Consider the following 13,857-nt stretch of genomic DNA (forward strand, 5'->3'; position numbering starts at 1 on the left):
GGAGCTCCCTATCAAGCAATGTAAATCTCGAGCTTCAGCGGATCATCCGCCCAGTAACCGTAGCGCATTTCGCTGTAGCCCATGGGATGCGCCTGCGCGACCCGCCAGGTCCAACCCTGCGTATAGGCAGCGGGCGAAATGACCTTCACAGGATTCAGCGGAAATGGGTGGTCACCCGGCGTGTTGTAGGCCTCAAGTTTCTTCGGGTCGTACCAGACGCCCAAATACCAGGCGAGGATGATGCTCCGTCCGAGAAATTTGAGCTTCGGATCGTTCATCACCTTGCTCGCCGCCGCGACCGGATTCTTAGGGTCCGGATCACTACGAACCATCTGCAGCAAGGTCGGGAGAGCCGGGTCGGCCTTTGCCGCGTCGAAATACTGGTTCTTAACCTGAATGGGATCGACCGTCGGCGCCAGCTTGAGGGCCGCGACTCCGGTCAACACCGAGGACAGCGCAACGAACGCACGCAGGTCGTCCTCATTGGGCAGCGGCGTTGGCACAGGAGGTGCGGCGGCTTCGGCTGACGTCGACAGCGAAGTTACCGCTCCCGCCGCGGCAACACCGAGCATTTTTCGTCGAGTTAGATCCGTCACGATATCCTCCGGGGCTTGCCTGCGGCGGGTCGGTTGAACATGGAGCGAGCGATCATCCGGTCTTCACTGTTGCGGCAACCGGCCCGCACGCTCTGCTTTTTCACTGCGCCTTCTGCGCTTTCTCCAAGATGAATGTGAAGTCGGACGCCGTCGCCGGCACGTGCTGCGTGGTGGCGTTGCCGTGGCACGCCATGCAGCTGGACGATGCCAGCGGCACCCGCCCCTGGCCGTAGGTCTCAAGCGTCGTGTTCGCGAGATAAGTCGGCGCCGGCGCGCCGAGCGGATCGGTCTTGCTTTCATGAGCGCTCGGCCATTGCGTCGCGAGCAGCATGTAGTTTGCCCAGACCGTGCCCTTCAGGGTGGCACGGAACGGCCTGTTTAGGTCCGTCACTTCCTGCTGGACGAAGCCCGGAATCATCTTATCCCTGACCACCTGGCTTCGGTAGTTGGCCTTGAACTTCAGACTGGTGTCAGGATCCCAGGGCTGCGGCGGCGTATCGTTCTTCGCCGGGCAATTCGTCTTGCACGCGGCACTGAAGAAATTGTACCGCGGCAGCAGATTGCCGTTGGCGACGTCGTCGACGGTGGGTGCGTTGCTGACGTGTTCGAACGAGGTCCACACCCATTGCGGCGCGAAGGCCGTCTTGTGGCCAACATGGAAGCCGATCAGTCCCAGCTTCTTTTCAACGCAGGCCGGGCCGGCCTTGGTGGCTTTGCCGCCCGGAAAATAAATCAGTGCATCCACGGTATGAAACTGGTTGATCAGGTTCGCGCTCTTGAGCGGATCGAGAATGCGATAGGAGACCTTGACCATGATGGCGCCCATGCGGCCCGGAAGATCGGCCCCAGTGGTCTTATCTTTCCCCGGATTGCTGCCGGTCGGGAATTCAACGGTCTGGCCGAACGCTTCCTGGCCCTGCTTGCTGTAGAGCCCGTTGTCGACGATGTAGTCGAACATCGGCTTGTTCATCAAAATGTCGAACAGCGCGTAATTGCCGTCCTGGTCGATCAGCGGGCCGGTCTTGAACGGCTGGTTGAAGGCTTCTTCGCCGAGCCGGAAGATGATCTTGCCCGCACCATCCATCGGCTTGCATTCGTCCGGCACGTCGCGCTTGCCCCAAACGGGTTTACTGCCATCGCCCAGCATCACGTCGGCGAGCGGCCGATAGTTCTGCAGGTCTTCCCATTTGGTGCGCGCGTCGCCGCCGGGCCGCGGGCCCTGGCCGATGACTTCGCCGTCCGCTGGAGAATTCATCGCGATGAAAGTGAGCCAGGAATAGAAATCGAAGCCGCGCTGCAGGTTGGCCATCTCGGGCCCGGGTCCACTCGTGACCAGCCCCTTTGAGTTTACGTTCTGCTGGCACGGCTGCCCCGATGTGAGGAGGTCGCGTGTGATCGGAGTGGCCACGGCCGGTGTCTTCGACCGATCGGTATCCGGCGTCACATTGCAGTTCGAAACCGGTGGATTGGCCTTATCGGCAGGATCGGATGAAGCGCCTGCTGGAGCCTGGGCTAGCACAGGCGAACTGAGCAATTTGATAATTACGAAAGCACCACTGACGGCAAGCAGACAAACGTTGCGCACCGCTCCCCTCCTGCGATTGACGGAACATCTTTCGACGCACGAACGCGCTAATTTAACTTAAGGAACTCCGCTTCATAAAAAGCCTCGTCCGCGATGTAGCCAGGCCAAACAACAACGGTCGAAAAAGCAAAACGGTTCTACTGCGCCCCGCTAGTCGGCAAATAGCTTGTCCAAGAGATGCGCCAATCGTACGCCAGCTTTAAGAAGACGCTCGCGCACCACCGCGGTGTTGGCGGCGATATAGGCGTCATCTATCTCGACATGCGCGTCTTCGGCTTTAGTGCACGCCCCGGCTTGCATGGCGCAGTAGTGTGTCTTGACGTCCTCCGTAATAGCAAAGGATTCATTGGCCCAGTCGCGCGGATCGGACTGAACCCATTCCTCCTTCATGGCGGGGGTGAGAGTGTCGATTAGGTCGGACGCGGCAGCGTCAACATCCTTGCCAACGGCCTTCATAACCAGACAAGTGTCCCAGGTCGCGTGCAGCACGCCAGAGCATTGGCCGCTTACGTCAATCCCATTCCCGCCCTTGTCGTCCGCGAAAGATACGTGCAGCGGCTGATGAATGTCGCCCACCCAGTGTCCAAGAAATTTGAGGGCAATCAGCCGGTCCGCAGGTTTGCCCTTGGAGCCAAGTATTGTCGAATCATTCGCGATGGCGCTCAAGGCGCACGGGGTCTCGCCCGGGCATCCTTCCGGCGGCAACTCATGCGCCGTGCGCGGCAGATTGATGAAATGCTCAGAGGCCCGCTTGCGCGGGTGATCCGGGTAGACGCATGATTCGCTAAACCTGTCATATTCCTGATCATTGCGAACCAGCTTGCGGATGGCCGCCCGGGTATCGACCGTCGCCAGCCGATAAGCGACCTCGCAAACGATTTGATGTCCTTCGTCTCCCCACGCGAAAGCGCGGCCTGTTAACGAGACCAGTGCGATGAACAGAACAACGATCACTCGCATAGCTTGTCCCCACATATCAGCCCTTCCGGCCGCTAGCCTCTGTGTCTCTTTTGCCTGACCTTCTTCGGGGCGGCCTTCCTAGCCTTTTTTTGTGCTTTTTTCTTCGCGGCGGCCTTCTTGCCCGCCTTGGAGCCCTTCTTTTTTGGCGCGGCCGTCTTTCGGGCGGCTGCACGCGCAACCGGCTCACCACCGTCCTTTGCGCCCTTTGTGCCCTTGCCACCCCGCACGCCTTCACCCACAAAGACGTCTGGGTCCTTGGCAGCATCCGCCTGCCAGCTCCTTTTCGGATCGGCAAAGAACATCTCGCGCCGATGGTTCTTCGCATTGGTCTTGTCGAAATAGTCGTTCGTCCATCGATCGGTGTCATCAAGCAGGCCGAACTTGGTCTGACCACCATGCTTGGCGATGTTGTTCGCGGCATCTCGCGAGTAGAAATGCCGGAAAATGCGATCGAACTCGGTCAAGTAGATGTCGGCCACCCGCGTATTGCCGCGGATGAGCAGCATGTTCTCGTCATTGGACTTGAGGGATTCGCCGGAGAAATTGGCTGAGCCCGTAAAGACGAGCGGATCGTTCGACAACGGGTCCACCAGCAAGAACTTGGTGTGGATGAAGAAGACGAAGCCTTGCCCATTCTTGCGCTCCAACTCCTCTGTCAGAAACCACTCCTCAATCTTGGAGTGGGGGATCGGCACCCACTTCTTGGTATTCTTACCGTCCTCGTCATGGCCTACGGCCTGCTGCAACTGCATCTTGCCGAGAATTGCCCCATACGAAAACATCAGATCGGCCGGATTGTTGGCCTGGGCCTGAATAACTTCGTGGGTCGGCGGGCGCTCCATGAGGATGAAGCGCATAGCGGGTCCCTGCTTCGCCATCGGCCCCAGAATGTCGGGATCGACAGTGAAGGCCCCGGTAAACATCGCACTCGTTGCGGCATCACCGGCGCGCGCCCCGTACCAGTTCAGCATGCGATCGCTAGGACGCGGCGAAAAGACCAGCGTTATTCCCTTGTCGATGACATTCTTCGGGTTGGGCGAGAGCCCAAAGGACTTGGCATGCTGCTCCTTTGACTCGGGGTTCGTCGACAACTCGGTCCAAAGCTTAAGGTACGTTGCTGCTACGGTCTTCTCGGTAACGAGATGCCCGACGTTGGTCTGGCCGAGGAAGCCGGACGGCGTGAAATTCGTCGAGCCCGTCCAGACCGCAATGGCCGTCTTGTTTTTCTCCAGCCGGACAATGAATTTGTTGTGCGGTGTTTTAGGCCGCGTCCGTTCAAACAGAATCCGCTTGCTGCCTCTCCTGGTCGGAAGTCCAGATGTCTTGATCGCTTTCTTGTTTGCGCTGGTCGCGTGATAAATGATCTGGACATCAACCCCGCGCTTGAGGGCCGCGATCAACTCTTCATGGACGCGCTCGTAGGTGAACTCGTAGGCGCAGACCCGCAGACCGTCACCACTAGGTGTCTTTCGGATGTATTCGAGGCAGGCCTCGAGCAGGCCGCGCGAGAGCCACGCGACCTCTTTGTTGGCCGGATCGTTGTAATCTTCGTCGGTGAGGGACTTGTTGCCGAATTGATCCGCGAAGGCCTGGCTGGCAATCGCGCCGCGATTGAACCAGATTCCGTGCTGCCCATCATCCGCGGCCTCGGTCTGAACCTCGAAAGTGACCGCCTCGCGTGGTTCAAGCTCACCCGGCTTGCCGTACATCGCTGTAACTTCGAAACTGTACTTTGTCGCCGGCTGCGCCTCGTAGTCTGACCAAAGGAAGCTCTGCACAGGGCTCTCGTTCGTCGGGAAATGCGTGGCGTGACCAGTCGGCTGCACGGGCGCGAGGCTCGGGAAGGTCTTCATGCCTTTGAGCCACTGTCCGGGCCCATTCTCGATCGATCGCTTGAAAGCAAAGCCTAGCAAGCCCTTCCGGTCGCTGTCCGACATGTTAAGAGCGATCAGAATGGCCCGCGTGCCGGCGAAGGCCGCTACCTGAAGCTTTCCTGACTTCGACGTCGCCTTTAGGCGCATAACTTATTACTCCAGCCAATGACAGTCGCTGCCGCTGGTGCTGAGTTTATGAATGTGAGTTCGTTCGACGCAATCTGGCGCCGTACAGGCTAACCCCTCTGCCTCAAACAATAAGAAAGCACAAAATGACTTTAAGTTGTGCTGCAGTGTGCAGACATCCCGCAGCGTAAGTCAACTGAGGCACGAAGAAAATTTTTCGCGTGTCAAGGATCGGGCCGGCATGAGGCCGTGGGAGTAGGAGCATCGTGCGGGCGGGATATGCTCAATCTGGTGAAGGCTGCCTCAACCGCGACAGTGCCCGCGATTGAAAACGGAGAGCTCGAAGCACGCGGAGCGAGATCAAGCATTGGTTGCGCGACGTGCCGACGCAAAGTCGATCAAGAGAAAATGATCCCTATCTTCTTCTTCGACTTCGCTGCCTCACGATGACGATTTTGCTCTCTGCGTTGCCTCATCGTTCTCCAAGCTTTCCTTGGCTTCACTAGAGTGACGGCTGAACGCGCAGTTAAATGGACTCAAGCGGCGCACAGGCCTTCCGTTCTCGACCTCACGGTCACGTCATCGGATGGCGACAAGCCGATTCACATCATGTGCCGGAGAGCGATTGTGCCTCGTCGTCCAGCCAAAGTTACGCAAGCAGATATTACTCGCGCGATCCGCGCCGCCAAAACGGCCGGTGCGAGCGCCGTCATGGTCGATGGAGACGGCACTATTCGGATCGTTCTGACGACCGTTCCCGCACCGACTGACCCCACAGGCAACAACAACGAGATATGGACGCCCTCCGAGGTACTACGGCGTCATCTGAAAAGCACCGAAAGCGGGTGAAACGCACCTTATGCAATTGATGCGGAGTCACTGCATCGCTAGACTCCAAGCATTGGTCCACGGAGACGCCAATGCTTGGGACGGAAAGACGCGACCCCCGCGCGCCCGGGGATCGCCGGATGTATCTCTACTTCAACTATTCCGAGTCCGGTTCGCTGCGCTGGTACGTGAAGGTTAGCAGCAAAGGCCGAAGGATCGGGATCGCCGAGGAATACGGAACGACAGCGTTCGACGCCGCCTATGAAGCCGGCGTTACAGCGCTGGGGGGAGTTCTGCGCATGCGTCGCGTCAAGGACATCGCGAAGCCGGATCAACCGGAGCGCCGATACCTACACGTCGACGTAAGCCAGCGTGGTCAAGTCAGGTACTATGTGCAGCTGCGCAACAAGCTTCCGAAGATCCGGATCAAGGGTGAATACGGCACAACGGAGTTCGGTGCAGAGGTTGATGCTGCGGTTGCCGCACAGATCGCGCTGTACGGCGACAAGAGCGACTACATCAACGCACAGAAGCAGCGCAACGAGCAGCGCCCTGCTCTACCGAACACCCCGGCACGCCCTGGTACGCTGCGCTGGTACTGGAACGGTTACAAGCAAAGTGATCATTGGCTCGGCGACCTCAGTGTCGGTCACGAGGGCCTTGCGGAATCGACCCGGCTCCAGCGTACCGGACTGATCGAGTCGCTGCTGCCTGAGAATGGCGAGAAGCCGTTTGCGGTGCTGACGCGCAAAGTCATCAGGGCGGAGATGAAGGCGCGTACCCCGTCGCAGGCGGGCAATCTGCTATCTGCGGTTCGCGGCATGATGCGCTGGATGATCGACGAAGGACATCTCGACGAGGACGACGATCCGACCATCGGCCTGAAGTCCGGCAAGGCAAGAGCGAGCCGCGAGAGTGGCGGCTTTCTACCCTGGACCGAGGACGACATGGCCCGCTATCGGGCGAAGTGGCCGCTGGGCACCGAAGCGCGGCTGATGTTCGACATCCTGCACTACACGTTCCTTCGGCTTGGAGATGCCCATCGTTTCGGGCCACCTCACTTGCGGCAGATCGTTCGGAAAATGGCCGTGCAGATCGCCACCGAGAAGAGCCGGGGCAATACCACCGTCACGGTGCCCGTCCATCCGGAGTTCGCCGAGAGCCTGAGGGCTGCCCGTGCGACAAACATCACCGGGGCCGAGGTATTCACCGGCAAGCTCGTCCGCGGTCGGGTTCTTCCGATGAACAAGAAGGCATGGGCTGCCAAACTGAAGAAATACGCGGTCCTGGCCGGTGTGAACGAGCCGAAGAAAAGCTGTCATGGCGTCCGCAAGGCCCGGGCCGAAGTGGCGGCTTATGCCGACTGCACGGAGAGCCAGATGATGGCCATGTTCGGCTGGACCGACCCCAAAATGCCCGCCCACTACATCGCGCAAGCTAATCGAGAACGGCTCGGAATCAGCGGGATGGAGAAGATCGTGACGTTCGATCAGAACCAGTCGCTCGATGACTGGCTAGGGGCACCAGCGGCTAAGAACAGCAAGCGAACGCAAAGCCGGAACGGAGTGGTAACTTTCCCGGGTAAAACCCAGAAAAAAGCCTAATCATTTCAATATGAAATGTGGGTTTATGGTGCGCTCGGAGGGACTCGAACCCCCACGATTTTACTCACTGCCACCTCAAGGCAGCGCGTCTACCAATTCCGCCACGAGCGCTTTGGGGATGCCGGCTTAGGGCTTGAGGCCTGCCGGATCAACGGCGCCGATCTAACAAATCCATCAGAGGGGTACAAGCCTGCAAAGGCCCAGAATTCCACAAGCTTGGCAGGAAAAATCCGGACCCCTGCCCGGATCGGCCCTATCGAGGGCCCCGGCCCTGCCGGCTACCCCGGGCGCTCCCGCGTGCCCAGGCCGCTATTGCGTGCCCGGGCCGCTACCGCGTGCCCGTCGTGCGCGGCAGCATCTGCTTGACCTCGACCGCGATCCGGTTGCGGTCGACCAGCACGACGCCGGAGGCGACCGGCAGATTGTTGGCGAGAACCTTGACCTCGTCGGCCTCGGTTGCGTCCAGTTCGATGATGGCGCCGCGGGAAAGACGTAATACTTGATGGATCGGCATGGTGGTCGTCCCGAGGACGACCATGAGATCCACGGTGACTTTATCGAGAGTGGGCACTGTCAGGACCGCCGCAACTTGGGACTTAAGCCAAAGGACTTGGCATTTGCTCCCCAGATGATCACCACGTTATGGTTAGCCAATGGTTAATTCGCCTCAAAACCCCCGCCAAGACCTCGATTTGACGTCGTTTTCCGCCTCCACCGGCGAGCCCGTGGAGTGGCGGATCTCGGACGCGCCGGTGCCCTATCCGGAGGCCGTGGCCGCCATGGAGGCGCGAGTCGCTCAGATCGCCGCCGGCGAGGCGCCCGAGCTGGTCTGGCTGCTCGAGCACCCCCCGCTCTACACCTCCGGCACCTCGGGCAAGGAAACCGACCTGCTCGATCCCCGCTTCCCGACCTTTGCCACCGGGCGCGGCGGGCAGCTGACCTATCACGGGCCCGGCCAGCGGGTGGCCTATGTCATGCTCGACCTCAAGCGGCGCAGGCCGGACGTCCGGGCCTATGTCGCGAGCCTGGAGGAATTGATCCTGCGGACGCTCGCCGCCTTCAACATCCGCGGCGAACGGCGCGAGGACCGGGTCGGCGTCTGGGTGAAGCGCCCGGACAAGGGGCCCGAGCACGAGGACAAGATCGCGGCGATCGGCGTGCGGCTGAAGCGCTGGGTCTCGTTCCACGGCATCGCCATCAATGTCGAGCCGGAGCTGTCGCATTTCGCCGGCATCGTACCCTGCGGCGTCGCCGACCCGCGTTACGGCGTCACCTCGCTGGTCGACCTCAGCCAGCTCGTGACCATGGCCGATGTCGACGTCGCGCTGCGCCAGGCGTTCGAGGAGCTGTTCGGACCAACCCGCGCACTGGTGGCGGAAGCGGCGGTCTAGCACTTTTTCTGTTTGAGCCCCACCGCGCCTGTTCTCGGCCAGTCGCGGAATCGGTTACGCTTGCTTCCGGTGCCGCCCACGCCTCCCCCCTCCGCCGGGAAAGCAGACATCATGCCGGGCGAATGATCATCGGACCGACTATTCGAGCGCCAGGCATAAGGAGGGATTGCGCTTTCTGCTCGCAATGGGAGGTTTTGACGATGAGACTCTCTGCGCCGATCTATCATCTGAAGCGACGAGCCAAGCGCCTGTCGCGCGAGGAAGGCATTCCGCTCCACGACGCGCTTGACCGCATCGCTGCGACGGAAGGGTTTTCCGCCTGGAGCATGCTCGCGGCAAAGGCCGCCGCACTGACGCCCGCCAATCGCCTGTTCCCGCAATTCCGGCCGGGTGATCTGGTGCTGGTGGGCGCGCGCCCCGGTCAGGGCAAGACCCTGTTGAGCCTCGAACTCGCCGTGGAGGCCATGAAGTCGGGCCATCGCGCTGCGTTCTTCTCGCTCGAATACACCGAGAAAGACGTCTTCGACCGCTTGCGCGCGATTGGCGTGGACCCCGCGCAATTCGCTGACATGTTCGAGATCGACTGCTCCGACGCCATCAGCGCCGACTACGTCGTCAAGCAGATGGCCGCGGCGCCTCGTGGCACGGTCGTGGTGATCGACTATCTGCAATTGCTCGACCAGAGGCGGGAAAATCCAGATCTCGCTGTTCAGGTGCGCGCACTGAAATCCTTCGCGCGCGACGCGGGGCTGATCGTCGTCTTCATCTCGCAGATCGATCGATCCTATGATCCGTCGGTCAAGCCGTGCCCAGACCTCGACGATATCAGGCTGCCGAACCCGCTGGACCTCAAGCTGTTCGACAAGACGTGCTTCATCAACAACGCCGAAGTCCAGTTCCGCGCGGCGAGCTGATGGCTTCAGGCCGCGGGTGAGTTTCTTCACCCGCGGCTTGCGACCTCAAGCTGCCTGCAACGCAACTTCGAGCTTGCCGGCAATGTAGCGCCGCTCCTGGGTCAGGCCGCCAAAGCCGTAGGCGTCGCCCTTGACCTCGTCGACATGCAGATACGTCTCGGGATGCAGCGGGCCCAAAATCTCGGCCATGCGCTTGAACATTGTGGCGAGATAGGCCGCCTTCTCGTCCTTGGTGTTGGTGCCTTCGCTGACATGGATGTCGATCCAGTAGCTGGCCAGTTTCTGCTCGGCGAGCGACTTGCCGCCGGCGAACCAGTCGCCTGCGTCGACCGATTTCACGATGATGGCGGTCACCCTGGGATCCTTGTGCAGGATCTTTGCGGTCAGCTCGGACACGGCGTTGGCGATATCGGCCTTCAGCGACGGCGACTGGCGGGAGGTGGTGTAGGACACGGTGATCAGCGGCATGGTGGCTCTCCTCAAGATGCTGCGCGGAGTTTGCGCGGCGTTGGTGAGAAGCTAGACCTTGCCCCGTCATTTTGGTATCTTATCTCTATTGATACCAGTGATAACCATTCATAATGACAGCCACACTCGACATCGCCACCATCAAGGCCTTCCTGCTGGTCGCCGACCTCCAGAGTTTTACGCGTGCCGCCGAAGCGCTCGGCACGACGCAGGCCGCCGTCAGCCTCAAGCTTCAGCGGCTGGAGGCGCTGCTGGGAAAACGCCTCGTCGAGCGCTCGCCGCGGGCGGTCCGGCTCACCGCCGACGGCGCAGCGTTCCTCGATCGCGCCCGCGCGCTGATGGAGGCGCACGACCGCGCGTTGTCGGGCGAAATATCGACTGCGCAGTCACTCTCGCTCGGCATCTCCGATCACGCCGCAGGCCCTGAACTGGTGCCGCTGCTCGAACGCCTGCACGCGATGTCATCGAACCTCACCCTCGCCGTCACCATCGGCTTCTCGCGCGAGATGCAGGACGCTTACGACGCAGGTCAGCTCGATGCCGTGATCGTCCGCCAGGAAGGCAGCCGCCGCGGCGGCGAGAAGCTGGCCGAAGACGAGTTCGGCTGGTTCGCCGCGCGACGCTTCACCCTGCCGAAGGGTGAGCCGATGCCGCTCGCAACCCTCGCCCCGCCCTGCGGCGTCCGCGCCGTCGCCATCCGCGCGCTGGACAAGGCCGGCCTCGCCTGGCGCGAACGCTTTGTCGGCGGCGGCGTTACGGCGGTGGTCGCGGCCGCGCTTGCCGGGCTCGCAATCGCGCCGCTGGCGCGGCGGATCGCGCCGGCAGGCCTGATCGACATCGGGCCTGCGCACAAGCTGCCGAAGCTCGGCAGCTCGAAGGTAATGCTGCATTCGCAGGTCAGCGATCCCGCCAAGCTCGCGGCGCTGCGTGCGGTGGCGGCGACGTTTCGGAGCGTCGCGGCTTAGCTCGCAAGTCACCCCTTTTCCGTGCCGGCAAATCTGCCTGCGACATACCAATAACCCAACCCGGCGAAGCAGCCGGCGACCACGAACAGCCAACCCAGTTCGGCGAATGAAGCGAAAGACCGGTAGAGCGCCATCTGGCTCGCGGCTCCGATCAAGCCGCCCGCAGGAACAAAGAATGCGAGCGATCGGATACAAAACCGTTCGCTCAGCCAGATAGCCGCAATCGACGGAATGCCACTGAGCACGCAAACGAAGAACAAGATCAGTGGCACGCCGATCAAGATCGCGTAGACAAAATTCCACGGGGATAGCGGGGTGACGCGATTGACGCCAGCCAACGCCAGGAGGAACAGGGAGAACAGCTCGATAACGGCCGTCGCCGTCAGGCATCCGCCCAACCAGCCTCGCGTCGTCCGGGCGCAGGTCTCGCAAGCCATGACATCACCTCACAGGATCGCCTCGAACGCGCTGCGCAGCGTTTCGTGCCGAAAGACAAAGCCGCGGCTCAGCGCCTTGTTCGGCAGCACGCGCTGGCCGCCGAGCAGAAGCTCGTCGGCAAAGCCGCCGCCGATCCGGCGCAACAGGCCGCCGGGGATACGAAACACCGCGGGCCGGTGCAGACGGCGGCCGAGCTCTTCGGTGAACTTTGCGTTGGTGACCGGGATCGGCGCGGTGGCGTTGACGGGCCCAGTGAGATCAGGCGTCGCCATCACATAGGCAATCAGCCGGATCAGATCGTCGCGCTCGATCCAGGACATCCACTGCCGCCCGGTGCCGAGCGGACCGCCGAGGCCGAACTCGAACGGCGTCAGCATGCGCGTGATGAAGCCGCCTTCGGTGCCCAGCACGAGGCCGATGCGCAAACAGACCACGCGGACGCCGAGCTCCTCGGCCGGCCGCGCCGCCTTTTCCCACGCCGCGCACAGCTCGTGGCTGAAGCAGGCATGTGACTTCGCCGACTCCGTCAGCACCTGATCGGCCCACAGGCCGTACCAGCCGATCGCAGAGCCGCTGACGAGGACCTCCGGCTTGCGCTCGAGCCGCGCGATCAGTTTTACGACCTCGCCGGTCATGTCGATGCGGGAGCCGAGAATTTTCGCGCGCTTTGCCTCGGTCCAGAGGCCGTTGCCGATCGGCTCGCCAGCGAGATTGACGATGGCGTCGATTGGCGTGTCCGATGCGAGCTGATCGAGGCTGGCGATCAGCGTGACCGGCGGCGGCAGCATCTCGGCCTTCGCGGGATTGCGGATCAATGCGATGACGTCGTGCCCCGCCCCGCTGAGGCTCGCGGCAAGGCGGCTGCCGATGAAGCCGGTGGCGCCTGTTATCAGCACGGTCTTGCGGCCGGGGACCTTCTCGACGAGCCCGTGCGCAGGCACGCTTTTCATGCGCCCGAGCCGGCGCATCGCCGCAAAATCCCTGACGCCGCAGAGCGCTGCACCGACTGCGCAGGCAGTGGCGGCGATGCTGAGCAGGCCCTGATACACGATCGTCACGCCGAACGGCTGCATCGCCCATTCGATCAGCACCGGCAGCAGCAGCACCAGGATGGCGCCGTAATTGATCGCGAGCAGCGTGTGGTTAATCCGCTCGCTCGGCGGCAGTTTGCGGCTCAGATCCTCCTCGACGAAATCCATCAGCGTGATCACGATCTCGGCGACCAGGACTGCCACGATCAGGATCGCCAGCACGCCGTAAACCTCCAACCAGCCGAGCAGCAGGAACAGCAGCGCATAGAGCATGTTGCGGATGCCGTGCAGCTTCAGCTCGAAACGCTGCGACGGGCGCCACGCCAGGCGCTCGGTGAATTCGTGGTGATAGAAGGTGTCGAACACGCCCATCACGATCTGGATGGCGATGAGGGTCCACAACAGCGGCGTCATGATACGGCCTCCCTGAACACGGCGGACTGGTGGATCAGCGCGCCGTAACGCGGGTGAGTGACATCGAGGGTGAAACGAAAGGCGCCCTCGCCGAGATCGCTGTGCGTCACCGTGAGATCGCCGGGCGTGAGCCATTGCGGCAGCGGGATCCACAAGCGTCCGAGCTGGAGTCCGTAACCGGCACTACGGAAGGTCAGCGCCTGTCCCTCGACCGCGATGCGGAGCGCCATCGAGACGCCGAAGCCGACATATTCCTCGAGCCCGGTCGGACCGGCGAAACGCTTGGCGGAATGGATCACCTGCGGAAAGCCGCGCTTGCGCGCGCAAATGCGGGTCCAGGTCTGGCCGCCGGTCGCGCCGTCCTCGGTGACGGTGACGATCATGGGGACGCCGGTGTCGCGGCCGGTTGGCAGCGGTCCGCCGATCAGGCGGGCGGCTTGCGCGAACCACCAGCCGATCTCGCTGAAGGAGACCTCGTCGACCACGCCGACATAGACGACGCTGTCGCCATCAGCGACACGTTTTGAAAAGCGCCGCCAGGTCGCGAGCGGCAGCCGGCCCCAATCCTCGTCCGACAGCAACGATCGGAAGCGGCGGTCGTCGAGTAGTTTGACGTGAGCGGAGGGAGATGCGCTGGAGCCTGATAATCGAGCCGACGTCATC

General features: G+C 61.8%; 13 protein-coding genes and 1 tRNA gene. 4 read left to right on the forward strand and 10 right to left on the reverse strand.

Going from position 1 to position 13,857, the window contains the following annotated elements:
* Positions 1-11: 11 nt before the first annotated feature.
* From ABIB99_RS34590 to ABIB99_RS34605, 4 genes are all read right to left on the reverse strand, one after another.
* On the reverse strand, positions 12-596 hold the full coding sequence (locus ABIB99_RS34590; RefSeq protein ID WP_354179951.1) for a sugar dehydrogenase complex small subunit: 585 nt from the start codon (positions 594-596) through the stop codon (positions 12-14).
* Positions 597-696: 100 nt separating this feature from the next.
* On the reverse strand, positions 697-1,905 hold the full coding sequence (locus ABIB99_RS34595) for a hypothetical protein (RefSeq protein WP_354179953.1): 1,209 nt from the start codon (positions 1,903-1,905) through the stop codon (positions 697-699).
* A 426-nt stretch (positions 1,906-2,331) separates the two neighbouring features.
* Positions 2,332-3,141, reverse strand: a complete 810-nt coding sequence (locus tag ABIB99_RS34600; protein ID WP_354179955.1) for a S1/P1 nuclease — start codon at positions 3,139-3,141, stop codon at positions 2,332-2,334.
* A gap of 32 nt (positions 3,142-3,173) precedes the next feature.
* A complete protein-coding gene (locus ABIB99_RS34605) occupies positions 3,174-5,162 on the reverse strand; it encodes a phospholipase D-like domain-containing protein (protein WP_354179957.1) in 1,989 nt (662 codons plus the stop codon).
* A 947-nt stretch (positions 5,163-6,109) separates the two neighbouring features.
* Between ABIB99_RS34605 and ABIB99_RS34610 the strand changes: the two genes are divergently transcribed.
* Positions 6,110-7,573, forward strand: a complete 1,464-nt coding sequence (locus tag ABIB99_RS34610; RefSeq protein ID WP_354179959.1) for a site-specific integrase — start codon at positions 6,110-6,112, stop codon at positions 7,571-7,573.
* 26 nt (positions 7,574-7,599) lie between these two features.
* Here the strand turns inward: ABIB99_RS34610 and ABIB99_RS34615 are convergent.
* Both ABIB99_RS34615 and ABIB99_RS34620 read right to left on the reverse strand, forming a co-directional pair.
* Positions 7,600-7,684, reverse strand: a tRNA-Leu gene (locus tag ABIB99_RS34615).
* Between the two features lie 217 nt (positions 7,685-7,901).
* The gene (locus ABIB99_RS34620; protein WP_015685538.1) at positions 7,902-8,144 is read right to left on the reverse strand and encodes a FliM/FliN family flagellar motor switch protein; all 243 of its coding nucleotides are present in this window, start codon (positions 8,142-8,144) and stop codon (positions 7,902-7,904) included.
* An 82-nt stretch (positions 8,145-8,226) separates the two neighbouring features.
* Here ABIB99_RS34620 and lipB point away from each other — a divergent pair, with 82 nt between their 5' ends.
* Both lipB and ABIB99_RS34630 read left to right on the forward strand, forming a co-directional pair.
* Complete coding sequence (lipB, locus tag ABIB99_RS34625; RefSeq protein WP_354179962.1) at positions 8,227-8,964, forward strand: lipoyl(octanoyl) transferase LipB; 738 nt, start codon at positions 8,227-8,229, stop codon at positions 8,962-8,964.
* A 200-nt stretch (positions 8,965-9,164) separates the two neighbouring features.
* Positions 9,165-9,878, forward strand: a complete 714-nt coding sequence (locus ABIB99_RS34630) for a DNA helicase (RefSeq protein WP_354179964.1) — start codon at positions 9,165-9,167, stop codon at positions 9,876-9,878.
* A gap of 45 nt (positions 9,879-9,923) precedes the next feature.
* Here the strand turns inward: ABIB99_RS34630 and ABIB99_RS34635 are convergent, their stop codons facing one another.
* On the reverse strand, positions 9,924-10,346 hold the full coding sequence (locus ABIB99_RS34635) for a tautomerase family protein (RefSeq protein WP_063982683.1): 423 nt from the start codon (positions 10,344-10,346) through the stop codon (positions 9,924-9,926).
* A gap of 113 nt (positions 10,347-10,459) precedes the next feature.
* Between ABIB99_RS34635 and ABIB99_RS34640 the strand changes: the two genes are divergently transcribed.
* Positions 10,460-11,311 carry a LysR family transcriptional regulator gene (locus tag ABIB99_RS34640; protein ID WP_354179966.1) on the forward strand — a complete coding sequence of 284 codons (852 nt, stop codon included), beginning with the start codon at positions 10,460-10,462 and terminating at the stop codon, positions 11,309-11,311.
* An 8-nt stretch (positions 11,312-11,319) separates the two neighbouring features.
* Here the strand turns inward: ABIB99_RS34640 and ABIB99_RS34645 are convergent, their stop codons facing one another.
* From ABIB99_RS34645 to ABIB99_RS34655, 3 genes are read right to left on the reverse strand one after another with little or no spacing between them, the layout of a single operon-like run.
* Positions 11,320-11,748 carry a hypothetical protein gene (locus ABIB99_RS34645; protein ID WP_144030874.1) on the reverse strand — a complete coding sequence of 143 codons (429 nt, stop codon included), beginning with the start codon at positions 11,746-11,748 and terminating at the stop codon, positions 11,320-11,322.
* Between the two features lie 9 nt (positions 11,749-11,757).
* Entirely contained in the window at positions 11,758-13,194 is a 1,437-nt protein-coding gene (locus ABIB99_RS34650; RefSeq protein WP_354179969.1) for a TIGR01777 family oxidoreductase, read from the reverse strand.
* On the reverse strand, positions 13,191-13,856 hold the full coding sequence (locus ABIB99_RS34655; RefSeq protein WP_354179971.1) for a DUF4166 domain-containing protein: 666 nt from the start codon (positions 13,854-13,856) through the stop codon (positions 13,191-13,193). The genes ABIB99_RS34650 and ABIB99_RS34655 overlap by 4 nt, the downstream gene beginning before the upstream one ends.
* Between the last annotated feature and the right edge of the window lies 1 nt (position 13,857).

This window comes from Bradyrhizobium sp. LA6.1, from assembly GCF_040547805.1.
GTDB classification, from domain to species: domain Bacteria; phylum Pseudomonadota; class Alphaproteobacteria; order Rhizobiales; family Xanthobacteraceae; genus Bradyrhizobium; species Bradyrhizobium barranii.